Annotated in this window: 8 protein-coding genes; 5 read left to right on the forward strand and 3 right to left on the reverse strand. The window is 67.6% G+C overall.

Annotated features, from left to right (window positions below; genetic code table 11):
• Positions 1 to 19: 19 nt before the first annotated feature.
• The 3 genes from J2X01_RS02875 (at position 20) to sufU (ending at position 4507) form a co-directional block, all read left to right on the forward strand.
• On the forward strand, positions 20 to 2629 hold the full coding sequence (locus J2X01_RS02875) for a helix-turn-helix transcriptional regulator (RefSeq protein ID WP_310050417.1): 2610 nt from the start codon (positions 20 to 22) through the stop codon (positions 2627 to 2629).
• 87 nt (positions 2630 to 2716) lie between these two features.
• A complete protein-coding gene (locus tag J2X01_RS02880) occupies positions 2717 to 4024 on the forward strand; it encodes a SufS family cysteine desulfurase (RefSeq protein ID WP_310050418.1) in 1308 nt (435 codons plus the stop codon).
• 12 nt (positions 4025 to 4036) lie between these two features.
• The gene (gene sufU, locus J2X01_RS02885; protein WP_310050419.1) at positions 4037 to 4507 is read left to right on the forward strand and encodes a Fe-S cluster assembly sulfur transfer protein SufU; all 471 of its coding nucleotides are present in this window, start codon (positions 4037 to 4039) and stop codon (positions 4505 to 4507) included.
• Positions 4508 to 4555: 48 nt separating this feature from the next.
• Here sufU and J2X01_RS02890 read toward each other — a convergent pair whose 3' ends face one another.
• From J2X01_RS02890 to J2X01_RS02900, 3 genes are read right to left on the reverse strand one after another with little or no spacing between them, the layout of a single operon-like run.
• Positions 4556 to 4777 (reverse strand): SCO4848 family membrane protein, encoded by a 222-nt coding sequence (locus J2X01_RS02890; protein ID WP_310050420.1) that lies wholly within the window; start codon positions 4775 to 4777, stop codon positions 4556 to 4558.
• A 3-nt stretch (positions 4778 to 4780) separates the two neighbouring features.
• Positions 4781 to 5278, reverse strand: coding sequence for a DUF2505 domain-containing protein (locus J2X01_RS02895; RefSeq protein WP_310050421.1), 498 nt, complete (start codon positions 5276 to 5278; stop codon positions 4781 to 4783).
• Positions 5279 to 5328: 50 nt separating this feature from the next.
• A complete protein-coding gene (locus J2X01_RS02900) occupies positions 5329 to 6825 on the reverse strand; it encodes an SDR family oxidoreductase (protein ID WP_310050422.1) in 1497 nt (498 codons plus the stop codon).
• A 273-nt stretch (positions 6826 to 7098) separates the two neighbouring features.
• Here J2X01_RS02900 and J2X01_RS02905 point away from each other — a divergent pair, with 273 nt between their 5' ends.
• The gene (locus J2X01_RS02905; RefSeq protein ID WP_310050423.1) at positions 7099 to 12150 is read left to right on the forward strand and encodes a peroxidase family protein; all 5052 of its coding nucleotides are present in this window, start codon (positions 7099 to 7101) and stop codon (positions 12148 to 12150) included.
• A gap of 191 nt (positions 12151 to 12341) precedes the next feature.
• Positions 12342 to 16016 (forward strand): transcription-repair coupling factor, encoded by a 3675-nt coding sequence (gene mfd / locus J2X01_RS02910; RefSeq protein WP_310050425.1) that lies wholly within the window; start codon positions 12342 to 12344, stop codon positions 16014 to 16016.

The following is a 16016-nucleotide window of genomic DNA, read 5'->3' on the forward strand; positions in this document are numbered from 1 at the left end:
GGGCGCAGGGAGGTCCGGGGTGGAAAGTCTGACTGAGTCCGCACCGCTGGTTGGCCGTTCCGCCGTCATCAAGGACATTGTCCGGTGCCTGCGCGACGACGGGAAGTCCGGCGCCCTCATCGTCGGCAACCCGGGCACCGGGAAGACCGCCGTTTCCAAGGCAGTCATCCGGGAACTCCGGCCGCACACCGCCGTGATCCGACTCGCAGCAACCCCGGCCCTGGCGGCGGTGCCGTTCGGCGCGCTGTCTCCCTATCTGGGCCAGCTGCCCGCGCACGACCTGGATTCGTTTTCCGCCGTCGTCACGGCCGTGACGGACAACATCAAGTCCCAGCCCAGCAGGCCGCTCTTCGTGATCGACGATGCCCAGTGCCTGGACCGCGGGACGACGCAGCTTGTTGCGCAGGCCGTGGCCACCGGAGCTGCCAGCGTCCTGGCCACCTGCCGGCCGGGGTTGCTTATCCCCGAGGAATTCCTGGCCCTCTGGGATGACGGGATCCTGGCAAAGTTTGACCTGGAGCCGCTGACCCGGGCCGAGGTGCACCAGCTCTGCGAGCAGGTACTCCGGGCCGACGTCTCGCCCTGGGCCAGTGCGATGTTCGCGGATGCCTCCGCCGGGAACCCGTACATGCTGCTTTCGCTGATCGAACATGCCCGCAAAACCGGGGCCCTGGGGCTGCGCCACGGCATCTGGTTCCTGCTCTCACGTCCCGGCCTGTCCGATATCCCGGGCGCTGACCTGATCGGCCACGAACTGCGTTCGATGTCACCCGAGGAACGGACAGCTGCCGCCATCGTTGCCTTGGCCGGCCCGCTTCCACTCGGCCAGCTGCTGGGATTCGGTGGCCCTAAGGCTGTCGACGCCCTGGAAAGGGCCGGTATCATCAGCGTGTCACGAGGCGCTGACCGGACGGTGCGTCCCGCGAGTCCCCTGATCGGCGAGATCATCCGCCGGTGGATTCCGGCAGGCAGGAGCGCGGGCCTGCGTGCCAGCTTTGTGTCACTGCCCTCGGGAACCTTTGTGCCCCCGGACGCATTCCTGAACCGGGTTCGGTGGGCCCTGGACTGCGGAGCCGCCGTCCCGGCGGAACAGCTGCTGAAAGCGGCATGCACGGCCAATGCCGCCCTCGATGCGCCGGTCGCGCTGAGGGCCGCGGAGGCAATTTCCGACGTTGCGATGATTCCCGAGGCCCGGCTGCAGATGGCCTATGCGCGGTATCTGCTGGGTGACCGCGAGCAGTCCGCGAAATTCCTGCAGCTCGCTGAACCCCTCGCGAACCAAGGGTCCCGCTATCTGGCGGCTCTGCTGTCCGGCCGGCTGCGGAACGGCCAGCCGGCGTCTCACAGCGGCGCCGCTGGGGGGCCGTCGTGGTTGGATCCGACCCCGGTTGCGGTCGCGGCGGGGATGGCCGGCAGCCAGCTGAAGGGCGGCCAGACGGACCGTGAGGGCAGGTTAAACCAGCTGGTCGCGGCCGCCGGGGAGCGGCTCGAGATCAAGCTTCCGGCAGAGTCGCTGCTCGCCGAGCTGCTCTGCGCCCAGGGCAGGGTGGCAGAGGGCGTTGGGCTGGCCCGCGAGGCCTGGCACGAGGCCCAAGGCTGGGGCATGGCCCTGCCGCTCGTCTACGAAGACCAACTGGTGCGCTACAGCCTGAGCTTGAACTGGGCGGGGGAATGGGAGGCGCTCGCCGCTGCCCTCAACGAGTACGAGGCCCATCACACCTCGAGGCTGTTGCTCAGCGGCGGCATCCTGCACTTGATGAGGGGCCTCGCCCGCGTCCGTCAGGGGCGCATGCCCGAGGGCATCGCCGAACTCGTTCACAGCGTTGAGGAACTCACGATCGCCGACCCCTGGGAGCTACTGCCCTTGGCCCATGCCGTGGCAGCATACGCCGAGTCCGTGGTGGGCCATGTGCGGGAGGCTGAGGAGCATGCGGTCGCCTTCCGGCTGTTCCGATACCGCGGACAGGGGGCGGTTCCGCTGCTCGCGGACGCGTACTCCACCGCGGCCGGCGGAGCGCCGGAAGGGGCCGGGGATGTCGCCAAGAGGCTCACCGGCCTGGCCGCGGAAGCCAAACGGCAGGGACTGCGGGGGATCGAGACGGACATCAGACGGCTTGCCGTGCGCCGCGGAGACACCGAAGCCGCGGACGGTCTCGCCCTCAGCAGCCTCGCGGTCGAGGGGCGCGAAGCGGGCATGCTGCACGACTACGCGCTCGCCGTGCTGCATGCTGACGACGCCGAACTGGTCCACCTCAGTGACAAGGCACTGCGTGCCGGCTACGTGCTGCTGGCCCTCGAAGCGGCGCAGCAGGCCGAACGGTGCCTGGCCGAAACCACGGACAAACGAAAACTCCTGGCCGTCCAGCGCAAGATCCAGAACCGGATGACTGCCGCCGGGATGGCTGCGCACATTGACCTCGTCCGCCCTGAGCAGGATGCCGAACTTACCGCCCGGGAGACCGAAATCCTGGATCTGGTGTCCGGCGGTGCCACGAACGCCGAGATCGCCAGCAGGCTCTGCGTGTCCCAGCGGACGGTGGAAGGACACCTCTACCGGGTCTTCGCCAAACTGGGCGTCAGCCGGCGGGTCGACCTCATCGATACGGGCGGCGATTCACACCGGCCCTGAGCTGCCCAATGACCGGCCAAATCCAGGGGGTGCCGTTCCGTGGGATGATGGACTGTAGTCCATTTCATCCGATTTGAGGAGGCCAGCGTGGCTTTTGTGGCGACGTCAGAGTCCCGGACCCTGCCCGCACTGAGCGACGACGAGGTGTTGCGGATCCGCAATGACTTCCCCATCCTCTCGCGGTCCGTAGGCGGTCAACCCCTGATCTACCTCGATTCCGGGGCAACCTCGCAGAACCCGGTAAGCGTCATTGAGGCCGAGCAGGAATTCTACGAACAGCGGAACGCCGCCGTTCACCGTGGAGCCCACCTGTTGGCTGTCGAGGCGACGGAGTCCTTCGAGGACGCCCGCGAAACCCTTGCGGCTTTCCTGGGAGCTGGCTCCGACGAAGTCATCTGGACCTCCAACGCCACCGAGGGCCTGAACCTGCTCAGCTACGCGTTCCTGAACGCGTCCCTGCCGGGCGCAGGGTCGGCGGCGGCACGATTCACCCTCGGCGCCGGCGACGAGATTGTGGTCACCGAAATGGAGCACCACGCCAACCTCATCCCGTGGCAGCAGCTCGCCGAGCGGACCGGCGCGACCCTGCGGTTCATTCCCGTCGACGACGCCGGCGTGCTGGACCTTGGGGCCGCCGCACGCATCATCACCGGGGCTACCCGAGTCCTGGCCTTCAGCCACGCCTCAAATGTCCTGGGCACCATCAACCCGGTCAAGACGCTGGTGGGAATGGCCCGGCAGGCGGGTGCCCTGACCGTGCTGGACGCCTGCCAGTCCGCGCCGCACCTGCCGCTGGATGTGAAGGACCTCGGCGTGGACTTCGCGGTCCTGTCCGGACACAAGATGCTCGGTCCCACCGGCATCGGCGTGCTGTACGGCCGGTCCGAACTGTTGAACGCGCTGCCGCCGTTCCTCACCGGGGGATCGATGATCACCACGGTGACGATGGAGCGGGCCGCGTTCCTGCCGTCGCCACAGCGCTTCGAAGCCGGCACCCAAAAGGTCTCCCAGGCCATCGCCCTCGCCGCCGCGGCGAACTACCTCACCGAAACGGGGATGGGCCGCGTCCATGCCTGGGAATCCCTGCTCGGGCAGCGCCTGGTCGAAGGTCTCGCATCGATCCCCGGCATCCGGGTGCTTGGGCCGGCCGCCGGTCAGGAGCGGATCGGGCTCGCCTCCTTCGACGTGGCCGGTGTGCACGCGCACGACGTCGGCCAGTTCCTGGACAGCAAGGGAATCGCGGTCCGGGTCGGCCACCACTGCGCGCAGCCGCTGCACCGACGTCTGGGCCTGACAGCGAGTACTCGCGCCAGCACCTACCTGTACAACACAACGTCCGACGTGGACGCCTTCCTCGCGGCAGTCGCCGGGGTCAGAGCCTACTTTGGAGCCTAAGGATTTTCCCGCATGAGCCTTGAACAGCTGTACCAGCAGATCATTCTGGAACACGCGAAACTGCGTACCGGCAGCGGACTGACGGAGGCGCCGGTTCCGGCGGGGGCCTCGTCCGGGCAGTCCCACCAGCTCAACCCGGTCTGCGGGGATGAGATTACCGTCCGGGTCGCGGTGTCTGACGGGAAGGTCGCCCAGTTGCGCTGGGACGGGGCCGGCTGTTCGATTTCCATGGCCTCGGCCTCGGTGCTCGCCGACCTTGCCGAAGGCATGGACGTGGGCAGCTTCACCAACGTCATCGACAACTTCCGCGAAGTCCTGCGGTCCCGGGGGAAACTCGCCGCGGATCCCGAAATCCTGGGCGACGCATCAGCCTTCGAAGGCGTTTCCAAATACGCCGCCCGGGTCAAGTGCGCCATGATCTCCTGGGTGGCGGCCGAAGACGCCCTGGCCCAGGCAGTAGCACCGGGCACCCCGGCCCGCTAGTACCCACCAGGCAGGCCCGCTGGTACTAACCGGGCAGGCCCGCTGGTACTAACCGAGCAGGCCGGCAATCCCGACCGCCGCCGTCGCCGCCCCGAGCAGCATGGAAATGCTGACCAGGACGACGTGGACGGTGAGGAAGCGGGTGGCTTTGCCGTTCGTGTCACGGGCCCGTGGATCCTTCATGACCCGCCGCAGGAATTGCGGCCAGACGGCGAGGGACCAGAGGCCGGCCACGATCAGGACGACGGCCAGGATTGCCGGCAGCTCCATGTGCTAGTGGCTTTCGAGCCAGGCCTGAGCCTGGGTGGACTGGATGTTCAGGGCCTTGCCCACCATCGGCTCGGCGGCTTCGGCGATCTTTCCGCCCAGGAACGGCACGGAGGAGGTGACAGTGCCCTCCAGCTCGATCCGGGTGCTGCCGGCGTCGGCGACGAGCCGCTGGACGGCGTTGACGTCCAGAGGCGCACCGGAAACTTTCAGGGTGATGCTGCTCCGCCGCGAGCCGTCGGCTGCCGGGGCATCCCAGGTCTCGAGCTGCGTTACCTTCAGGCTTTCGCCGACGAACTTCCGGGCCATTTCCGGCATCCGGGTGGTCGGAATGGTCCGCACGGTCGTGGTGCTGAAGGCGCCGGCCGTGTCGCCGTCGACGGCGAATGACTCCAGGGTGCCGCCAACGAGTTCGCTCGTGTGGCGCAGGAAGTCCTCATTTACGAACACTGCGGTGACGCGGTCAACGCTGTGCGGAAGGTTGGTGGATGCACTCAATGCCATTGGGGGGGTCCTCCGTGGGGTGGAACTGTTCGATTTGGGCTCCCAACATCCTACGCGGTGTGCCGGGCCGGATCCGATTCGAGATCCTGGAGCATCTTCGCCGCGGCCGTGATGTTTCGTGACATGGCGGGGAAAATCAGGCTGTGGAACGGCAGCACGGCCAGCCAGTACAGGCGCCCGCTGAGTCCCCTCGGGAAGAAAATCGCGCGCTGGCGGTAGCGGCTGCCCGTCCCGTCCGGCTCCACGGACAGCTCCAGCCAGGCCCGGCCCGGTGCCCGCATTTCGGCCCGCAGCCGGAGCAGCCGGCCGCGCTCGATCCGCTCGGCCCGCCACCAGTCCACCACTTCGCCTTCGGCGAGCAGGTGGGGGTGCCGCCGGCCGCGCAGCAGCCCGGCGCCGCCGGTCAGCTTGTCCAGCCAGCCGCGGACGCGCCACGCCAGCGGGAGTGAATACCACCCGTTGCGGCCGCCGATCCCTTCGATGATGGTCCAGACGTGCCCCGGGTCCACCGCGCTGGAGTAGGTGCGCTCGTCGACGTACACCCGGTGCCCGGCCCAGTCCGGGTCGCTGGGGAGCGGATCGGCGTCGGCCCCGGCACTGGCCCAGGTCGTCTCGACCTGTCCGTCGCGCTCCTTGCCCAGGGCCAGCGCCACAGCACGACGGTACGGGGTCAGCCCGCCGTCGGGCAGCGGAATATAGGAATCGATGCCGTGTTCGCGGGAGACCGCGTCGTGCTGGAGGGATTCCACGAGCGGCAGGGACATCGACAGCGGGATGGGCGTCACCAGCGCCACCCAGAGCCCGGCGAGTTTGGGGGCGGGGACGGGCAGGGCAAGGACCCAGCGCTTTGGCAGCCCGGCCTCCGCGGCGTATTCCTGCATCATCCCCGCATAGCTGAGGACCTGGCGCGAGCCGATGTCGAAGGTGCGGTTGATCGGGCCGTCCAGTGATGCCGCCCCAACGAGGTAGTGCAACACATCGCGCACGGCAATCGCCTCGATCTTGTTGCGCACCCAGCTGGGGGCCGGCATCACCGGAAGCGTCTCGGACAGGTGCCTGATCATCTCGAACGAGGCCGAACCAGAGCCGATCACCACACCGGCCTGGAAGACGATGGCGTCCACCGGACAGTCGAGGAAGACCTTGCCCACGGCTTCGCGGGACCGCATATGGGTGGAGAGTTCGGTGTTGGCGGGGTGCAGGCCGCCCAGGTACACGATCCGGCCCACGCCGGCGCCGGCCGCCGCCTGGGCGGCGGTTTCTGCCATCGCCTTTTCCTTGGCCTCGAAGCCCGACCCGGTGGCCATGGAGTGGACCAGATAGTACAGAACGTCGACGCCGCTTAGCGCCGCGCCCAGCGCCGCGCCGTCGTCGAGGCTGCTCTGGATAACCTCGACGTCGTCGAGCCACGGCACGCCGGCGATCTTCGCCGGGGTCCGGACCAGGACCTTGACCTTGTGCCCGGCTTCCAGCAGGCGGGGGACCAGCCGACCGCCGATATAGCCGGTGGCGCCGGTGACGAGCACCGTTCGTGGATTGATGCTCATGAAGTCTCCTCGGAAGGTGTGCAGCACAGCCTGGACAGCAAGCTTAGCAATTTTCGTCCCCGCGCCCCGGGGCGGGCTCCCAGTGGCCCCGCGTTGCCTTTTCTGTCACGCGGATAACATTCCGCCCAACCGCCCCCTCCTGCATCCTTCCGCATGATCAGGCTCAGGAGTCCCAAGAAATTCCAAAGGCCCCAGGGCCACACTTCGGCTATCCAGTGAACCGAGCGACCACGTTGAGGGGGGAGCCGGTGCGACTCGATGGAGGAACAGATTATGGCGAAACATCGTAAGACCCGAAGGAGGGACGGCGGCCCGCAGGCTCTCGGGTTGGCACCAGGTGTCACGCGAAAAATCGCGGCCGGTGCCCTCGCGCTCGTGCTCAGTGCCGGCGTCGTCCCGTCCGTGCTGGCGCCGGCGGTTTCCGCGGCGCCGACCGGCCAGGGATTCACGCTCAACGCAGGCGACATGCGCTTCATCCTGAAGCAGATCAAGATCGCCGAAAACCACGCCACCAAGGAGGACGGCCAGGGCAATGACGTACCCGGCCAGCCGCTCCTGGGTACCGGCCCGAACCAGATTGCCAACCCGCTGCTGCCCTACGGTCTCCGCACCGTGGACGGCTCGGAAAACAACCTGGTGCAGGGCCAGAATGCCTTCGGGTCCGCAAGCCGGATGTTCCCGCGGCTCTCGGATCCGCAGTGGCGCACCTCCTCCGGCGGGCAAAGCTACAAGTCGGTTAATGAAAACGTCACCGACAGCACCCCGCGCTTCGTCAGCAACGTGATCGTGGACCAGACGGTGACCAACCCGGCCGCCGTCGCCGCTTCCGGCCAGGCGCACCGCACGGTGAACGACAGCCCGACGGCGGTGCCCTGCGATGGTGCGGGATTGCCGGAAAACTGTGTGCCGGAGGGTTCGACCCTCGACATCCCGAACGTCACAACCGACTTCGGGCTCTCGCCGCCGTACAACGGCATGTTCGCTCTGTTCGGACAGTTCTTCGACCACGGTGTGGACTTCACCAAGAAGACCAAGAACGTCGTCATGATGCCGCTGGCCGAGGACGATCCGCTCTACGTCCCGGGCGGGCGCACGAACTTCATGCTGCTGAACCGGGCGGAGAACCAGGCCGGCCCCGATGGCATCCTCGGCAACGCCGACGATGTCCAGGACGCCACCAACACGGATTCGCCGTGGGTGGACCAGAGCCAGACCTACGCGTCCCACCCCTCGCACCAGGTGTTCCTGCGGGAATACGTGCTGAACGAGAACGGCGATCCGGTCGCCAGCGGCGAGCTGATTGAAGGCGAGCCGGGCGGCATGGCCACGTGGGCGGACATCAAGAGCCAGGCCCGGGAACTTCTCGGCCTGGACCTGTCGGACTTTGACGTGGCCGACATCCCCAGGATCGCGACCGACCAGTACGGCCGCTTCCTGCGCGGACCCAACGGGCTCCCGCAGTACGAAACCGCCACGGGCAGGGTTGAAGGCAACCTGGCGGCCCCGGTCGCGCCGCCGGAAAACGTCAAGCGCATCGGCATCGCCTTCCTCGACGACATCGCGCACAACGCGGCGCCGTTCAACTCCCAGACCGGCCTTCCGCTGGCTGCCGACGGCGACGGCGATCTCAACCCGGTCGCCCAGCCACTGGCCACTCCGGGAACCTACGACAATGAGCAGCTGGCCGCGCACTTCGTCGCCGGCGACGGACGCGTCAACGAGAACATCGGCCTGACGGCGATCCACCAGGTGTTCCACTCGGAGCACAACCGGCTGATCGGCTACATGCAGGATCTCCTCACGACGCAGAACGTCGACCTGAGCGAGTGGAAGCTGCCGAACGGCCAGTGGAACGGTGAACGCCTGTTCCAGGCCGCACGCTATGTCACGGAGATGGAATACCAGCACATCGTCTTCGAGGACTTTGCCCGCAAAATCCAGCCCGGAATCAACGGCTTCAATGTGTTCACCCAGTCGGACACCGGAATCGACCCCGCGATCAAGGCAGAGTTCGCCCACGCCACCTACCGGTTCGGGCACTCGATGCTGACCGAAACGATTGACCGGAAGACCAACAACGGCACGGACATCGGCATGCCGCTGCTGGACGCCTTCCTGAACCCCACGGCGTTCTACGCCAGCACGGCGGGCACCCTGGACCCGAAGCAGGCCGCCGGGGCCATCGCGATGGGCATGACCGACCAGGTCGGTGCCGAACTCGACGAGTTCGTGACCGACACCCTGCGGAACAACGTCCTTGGCCTGCCCTTGGACCTTGCCTCGCTGAACCTGGCCCGCGGCCGCGATACCGGCATCCCGTCCCTGAACAACTTCCGCTCCCAGCTGTACACGAGCACCGGCGAGTCCTCGCTGAAGCCGTACACGAGCTGGGTGGATTTTGGCCAGAACCTCAAACACCCGGATTCCGTGGTGAACTTCATGGCCGCCTACGGCACCCACGACACGATCACGGCCGCGACGTCGATCGTTGACAAGCGGGCGGCCGCCCAGCGGCTGTTCGACATGGACACGGCGGACGCACTGACTCCCACGGACTCCTTCGAGTTCGTCAACAGCACGGGCACCTGGGCCGACAGGGCCAGCGGGCTGGACAACGTTGACCTCTGGGTCGGCGGTCTCGCCGAGTACCAGAACCTCTTCGGCGGCCTGTTGGGCTCGACATTCAACTACATCTTTGAACGCCAGATGACGGACCTCCAGGACGGGGACCGCCTGTACTACCTTTCCCGCACCTCGGGCCTGAACCTGCGGACCCAGCTGGAAGGCAACTCCCTGTCCGAGCTCATCATGCGCAACACCGATGCCTCCGCCCTCAAGGCCGATGTGTTCGGCGTCGCGGACTGCGAGTTCGAAATGGCCAACATCACCGCAACCACCGGAAACTCGGTTGCCGATGATCCGGCCTCGTCCTGCGACGAAGCCGCACTCCTGATGCGGATGGCGGACGGCACCATCCGGTACCGCGTCAGCAACTCCGTGGACCGCCCCGGGCTCAACGCCCAGTCCACGTTCAACGGGCGGGACAACGCGGACCCCGCGCTGGCGGCAGACCGGATCTGGGGCGGCATCGACAACGACACCGTCTGGGGCAACAACGGCAACGACATCATCGAAGGCAACGACGGCGCTGACGTCGTCCTCGGCGGCGACGGCAATGACCGGATCACCGACTCGCACGGTGACGACGTTCTCAAGGGCGGACCCGGCAACGACGCGATCGACGCCGGACCGGGCCTGGACATCATCATGTCCGGTGAGGGCGACGACTTCTCCAACGGCGGCCTCAACGGCAACGAAACGTTCGCGGGCGAAGGCAACGACCTGGTCCTCTCCGGCGACGGACCGGACGCAGTGTTCGGCGGCGGCGGCGATGACTGGCAGGAAGGCGGAAACGCCAACGACCTGCTGCAGGGTGACAGCGGCGCACCGTTCTTCGACGACATCAACGCTCCGGGCCATGACGTCCTGATCGGCGATTCCGGTGAAGACGACTACGACGCCGAAGGCGGCGACGACGTGATGGTCGCGGGCCCCGGCATCGAACGCAACCACGGTGTCTTCGGCTTTGACTGGGTGACACACGCCCGCTCGATCGAACCGGCCGACTCGGATATGCGCCAGATCATCGTCGACGGGCCCAACGCCCTCAAGGACCGCTTCCTCCTGGTCGAAGCCCTCTCCGGCTGGGACAAGGATGACGTGCTCCGCGGCGACGACGAGGTGCCGTCCGTTCCCAACACCGAAGTCAACGTCGAAGGCCTGAGCAACGAACTCGACGCGGCCGGCATTGCAAGGATCAGCGGCCTCGCGGACCTGCTGCCGGCGGGTGCCACCACGTTCGGTGCCGGCAACATCATCATCGGCGGCTCCGGCAGCGACGAGATCTGGGGCAACGGCGCCGATGACATCATCGACGGCGACAAGTGGCTCAACGTCCGGCTCAGTGTTGTTAACGGCCAGGGTGCGGAAACCCGGACCGTCACGACGCTGACCGAACTCCAGGCCGACATCATGGCCGGCACCATCGATCCCGGAAATGTGAAGATCGTCCGGGAGATCCTCTCCAGCCCGGGCGAATCCGATGTCGACACGGCCGTGTTCTCCGGCGCAATGGCCGAGTACAACATCACCACCGACAACAGCGGCGTCACCACCGTGGCACACGTCGGCGGCAGGGCTGAAGACGGCACTGACCGGATCACCAACGTTGAAAAGCTGCGGTTCTCCGACCAGACGATCGACGTGGCCGCCACCGTTGCCCAGGCACCGGCGGCTCCGGCTACGCCCACCGCAGTTGCTGGCAACACGACCGCGACCGTGAGCTTCACGGCACCCGCCGGTGCCGACACGCTCAACGTCCTGGTCCGCACCGGAGACACCGTCATCAACACCATCGAAGGCATTGCCGCCGCCGAGACTAACCTCGTGGTGGCGGGCCTGGCCAACGGCACCGCCTACAACTTCCAGGTTGAAGCGGTCAACGGCGTCGGCACGAGCCCCCGGTCCGCGGCCTCGAATGAGGTCACTCCGGCGGTGCCGGCGTCGTCGATGCGGTTGAACGATTTCAACGGCGACGGCAAGACCGATCTGATCGCCCGCGACGCCTCAGGGCGGCTCTGGCTCTACCCGGGGACGGGAACGGGTGACTGGCTCACCCGGATCGACCTCGGCGCCGGCTGGAACGTGATGACGTCAATCGTCAGCGCGGGAGATTTCAACGCTGACGGCAAGGCGGACGTGATCGCCCGGGACACCAACGGGGAGCTGTGGCTCTACCGGGGCACCGGGACCGGCGACTGGCTCCAGCGGCAGAACCTCGGTGGCGGCTGGAACGTCATGACCTCCATCGTGGCCCCCGGTGATTTCAACGCGGACGGCAGGGCGGACCTGATCGCCAGGGACAGCAGCGGTCAACTCTGGCTGTACCCGAACAACGGGACCGGCGACTGGTTCGCCCGCGTTGACCTGGGCGCCGGCTGGAACGTCATGAGCTCCATCGTGGCCCCCGGGGACTTCAACGCCGACGGCAAGGTGGACCTGATCGCCCGCGACAACAGCGGCCAGCTCTGGCTCTACCCGGGCAACGGGCAGAACGAGTGGTTCACGCGGGAGAGCCTCGGGGCGGGCTGGAATTCCCTGACCGCCATCACCGCTCCCGGCGACATGAACGGCGACGGCCGGCCCGACGTCGTTGCCCGCGACACCAGCGGGCAGCTCTGGCTCTACCCGAACAACGGTGCCGGTGACTGGTTCACCCGCATCGACCTCGGGGCAGGCTGGAGCCCCATGTCGGCAATCCTGTAGCCGCCGGCTTCATCCAACGGAAGGTCCTCCGCATCCCGTCAGGGAAGCGGAGGACCTTCCCTTTGCCCTCCGGCCCCGCGCAGCCCGGAGGCGTCCGGGCTGCGCGGTAGGCTTGGGTTACCCGGGATTCTCGCGAATTCCGGCTATTCGTGTTGCCTGCATCCCCGTGATCCCTTTCAGGAGCTACAGCCATGAGCCTCAACGGCCCCTCACTCACCGGTTTGCGCCGTGTCCTCGCCGACGACCGGAACTACGCCCGGGTCCGGGCCGAAGCCGCCCGCGGTTTCGCCGGGCGCAGCGAGGATTACCAGATCAGCGCCCCCGCCGGGCTGCGCTCCGCGCTGCTCGCGGAAATGGCGGACGGACTGGCTGCGCTAGCGGAGGACACAGCAGCGGACACCGGCAACGGCAGCAGCCTGGTGCCGGTCGTGCTGGCCATCACCGCGACCGGCCGTGAAGCCGAGGACCTGACCGAAGCGCTGCGCGCCTTCCTCCCGGCCGACGCCGTCGCCGAGTTCCCCAGCTGGGAAACGCTCCCGCACGAGAGGCTCTCCCCGCGCTCGGACACGGTGGGCCGGCGCCTGTCGGTGCTGCGCCGGCTCGCCCACCCCGAATCCTCCACGGGCGGCGCGCTGCGCGTCGTCGTGGCCCCGGTCCGGGCCGTCGTGCAGCCGATCGTGGCGGGCCTCGGCGAGCTGGTCCCGGTCACCCTGAAGATCGGCCAGGAGGCCCCGTTCAGCAGCGTCGTGAGAAGCCTCGCCGACGCCGCCTACGCCCGGGTTGACATGGTCACCCGCCGCGGCGAGTTCGCCGTCCGCGGCGGCATGCTGGATGTCTTCCCGCCCACCGAGGACCACCCCATCCGGGTCGAGTTCTTCGGCGATGAAGTGGAGCAGATGCGCTGGTTCGCCGTCGCCGACCAGCGCTCGCTGAGCGCGCCAGGTGTGCACCACCCCGCCGAACTGCACGCCCCGCCGTGCCGCGAAATCCTGATCACGCCCTCCGTGATGTCCCGCGCCGCGACGCTGAAATCGCAGCTGCCGGCCGCCGCGGACATGCTGGAGAAGATCGCCGGCGGCATCGCCGTCGAAGGCATGGAGTCCCTGGCCCCGGTGCTGGTGGACGCCATGGTGCCTTTCCTGGACCAGTTCCCGGCCGGTTCGATGGCCGTCGTCATCGAACCGGAAAAGGTCCGGACCCGCGCCCACGACCTCGCCGCCACCAACGAGGAGTTCCTTGAAGCGGCCTGGTCCACGGCGTCCGACGGCGGTACGGCACCGCTGGATTTAAGTTCGGCGGCGTCCGCGGCCCTGCACTCGGCCAGCTTCCGATCGCTGACCGAAACCCGCACCGCGGCCCTCGAGCACGAGGTGTCCTGGTGGTCGATCACCTCGCTGGCCAGCGACGAGGAACTGCTGCCCGACGTCGACGTCCTCAACCTGCACGCCCGCGAACCCCGCGGCTACCAGGGCGACGTCGCCGAAATGATGGCCTTCATCGGCTCCCATGTGCGCGAACAGTGGCGGATCGTCGTTGTCACCGAAGGCCCCGGCCCGGCCCAGCGGCTCGCCGAACTTTTCCACGACAACGACATCCCCTGCGCCCGGGTTGACTCCCTCGACGACGACCCGCAGGCCGGGCTGATCGAGGTGACCACGGCCGCCGTCGGCCGCGGTTTTGTCCTGGAGCCGCTCAAGCTTGCCCTGCTGACCGAGGCGGACCTGCTCGGGAGGACCTCCGCCGGTTCCACCAAGGACATGCGCCGGATGCCGTCCAAGCGGCGGAACGCCGTGGATCCGCTGCAGCTTGTGGCCGGCGATTCCGTGGTGCACGAACAGCACGGCATCGGCAGGTTCGTCGAACTGATCCAGCGCCGGGTCGCCGGTGGCGGGGACGGGGTCCGCGAGTACCTGGTCCTGGAATACGCCCCGTCCAAACGCGGGGCCCCGGGGGACCGGCTCTTCGTCCCCACCGACCAGCTTGACCAGGTCACCCGCTACGTCGGCGGGGACACCCCGGCGCTGAGCAAGATGGGCGGCGCGGACTGGGCCAGCACCAAGTCCAAGGCCCGCAAGGCAGTCAAGGAAATCGCCGGCGAACTCATCCGGCTGTACTCGGCCCGGATGGCCTCCCGCGGCTACGCCTTCGGCCCCGACACCCCGTGGCAGCGGGAACTGGAGGAGGCCTTCCCGTACGTGGAGACCCCCGACCAGCTGACCACCATCAACGAGGTCAAGGCCGACATGGAGCGGGAGATCCCGATGGACCGGCTGATCTCCGGCGACGTCGGCTACGGCAAGACCGAGATCGCGGTCCGCGCCGCGTTCAAGGCCGTCCAGGACGGTAAACAGGTTGCTGTGCTGGTGCCCACCACACTGCTCGCCCAGCAGCACTACGAAACCTTCACCGAACGGTTCTCCGGCTTCCCGCTGGTGGTCAAGCCGCTGTCCCGTTTTCAGGGCAGCAAGGAGGCCAAGGAGACGGCCGACGGGGTCAAGTCCGGTTCCGTGGACGTGGTGATCGGCACGCACCGGCTGCTGTCCAAAGACTTCGGTTTCAAGGACCTCGGCCTGGTGATCGTGGACGAGGAACAGCGCTTCGGCGTCGAACACAAGGAAGCGCTGAAGAAGATGCGCACCAACGTGGACGTCCTCGCCATGAGCGCCACCCCGATTCCAAGGACCCTGGAAATGTCGCTGACCGGCATCCGCGAGACCTCCACCCTGGCCACCCCGCCGGAGGAGCGCCACCCGGTGCTGACATACGTCGGCCCATACACGGACAAGCAGACCTCCGCGGCGATCCGCCGCGAACTCATGCGCGAAGGCCAGGTTTTCTTCGTGCACAACCGGGTGTCCACGATCGACCGCACCGCGGCGAAGATCCGCGAACTGGTGCCGGAGGCCCGGGTGGAGGTGGCGCACGGGCAGATGTCCGAGAGCCGGCTCGAGCAGATCATCGTGGACTTCTGGGAGAAACGCTTCGACGTCCTCGTCTGCACCACCATCATCGAGACCGGGCTGGATATTTCCAACGCCAACACCCTGATCGTGGACGGGGCGGACAAGTACGGACTCTCCCAGCTGCACCAGCTGCGCGGGCGGGTGGGCCGCGGCCGGGAACGCGCCTACGCCTACTTCCTGTACCCGTCCGAGAAGCCGCTGGGCGAGGTGGCCCTGGAACGGCTCAAGGCCGTCGCCACGCACAACGAGCTCGGCGCCGGCATGCAGCTGGCCATGAAGGACCTCGAAATCCGCGGCGCCGGCAACCTGCTCGGCGGCGAGCAGTCCGGCCACATCCAGGGCGTCGGCTTCGACCTCTACATCCGGCTGGTCGGCGAGGCCGTTGCGGAGTACCGGGGCGAGGCGGAGGAGAAGGCCGCCGAGATGAAGATTGAGCTGCCGGTCAACGCGCACCTGCCGCACGACTACGTGCCGGGCGAACGACTGCGCCTCGAGGCGTACCGCAAGCTCGCCGGCGCCATCACCTACGAGGCGATCGACGAGGTCCTCGCCGAGCTGGTGGACCGGTACGGCGAACTGCCGTTGCCCGCCACAAACCTGATCGACGTCGCCCGGTTCCGGGTGGGCGCCCGCGAGGCCGGGCTCAGCGACGTTGCCCTGCAGGGCAACTTCATCAAGTTCTCCCCGGCGCAACTGCCGGAGTCCAAGCTCATGCGGCTCACCCGGATGTACCCCGGATCGCAGTCCAAACCTGCCCTGGACGCGGTGCTCATTCCGAAGCCCAAAACCGCCCGGATCGGCGGCCGGGACCTGCAGGACGCCGAGATCCTCGAGTGGGCCAACGGGGTCATCCGGAACATCTTTTCCGATGCCGCTGTGTCTGCCTCACCGGCCGGGAACTAA

Source organism: Arthrobacter ginsengisoli (assembly GCF_031456935.1).
GTDB classification, from domain to species: domain Bacteria; phylum Actinomycetota; class Actinomycetes; order Actinomycetales; family Micrococcaceae; genus Arthrobacter; species Arthrobacter ginsengisoli.

Coding starts and splice junctions, on each gene's coding strand:
- J2X01_RS02900 (WP_310050422.1), bottom strand. CDS start 6,825: ATGAGCATCAATCCACGAACGGTGCTCGTCACCGGCGCCACCGGCTAT.
- mfd (WP_310050425.1), top strand. CDS start 12,342: ATGAGCCTCAACGGCCCCTCACTCACCGGTTTGCGCCGTGTCCTCGCC.
- sufU (WP_310050419.1), top strand. CDS start 4,037: ATGAGCCTTGAACAGCTGTACCAGCAGATCATTCTGGAACACGCGAAA.
- J2X01_RS02905 (WP_310050423.1), top strand. CDS start 7,099: ATGGCGAAACATCGTAAGACCCGAAGGAGGGACGGCGGCCCGCAGGCT.
- J2X01_RS02895 (WP_310050421.1), bottom strand. CDS start 5,278: ATGGCATTGAGTGCATCCACCAACCTTCCGCACAGCGTTGACCGCGTC.
- J2X01_RS02890 (WP_310050420.1), bottom strand. CDS start 4,777: ATGGAGCTGCCGGCAATCCTGGCCGTCGTCCTGATCGTGGCCGGCCTC.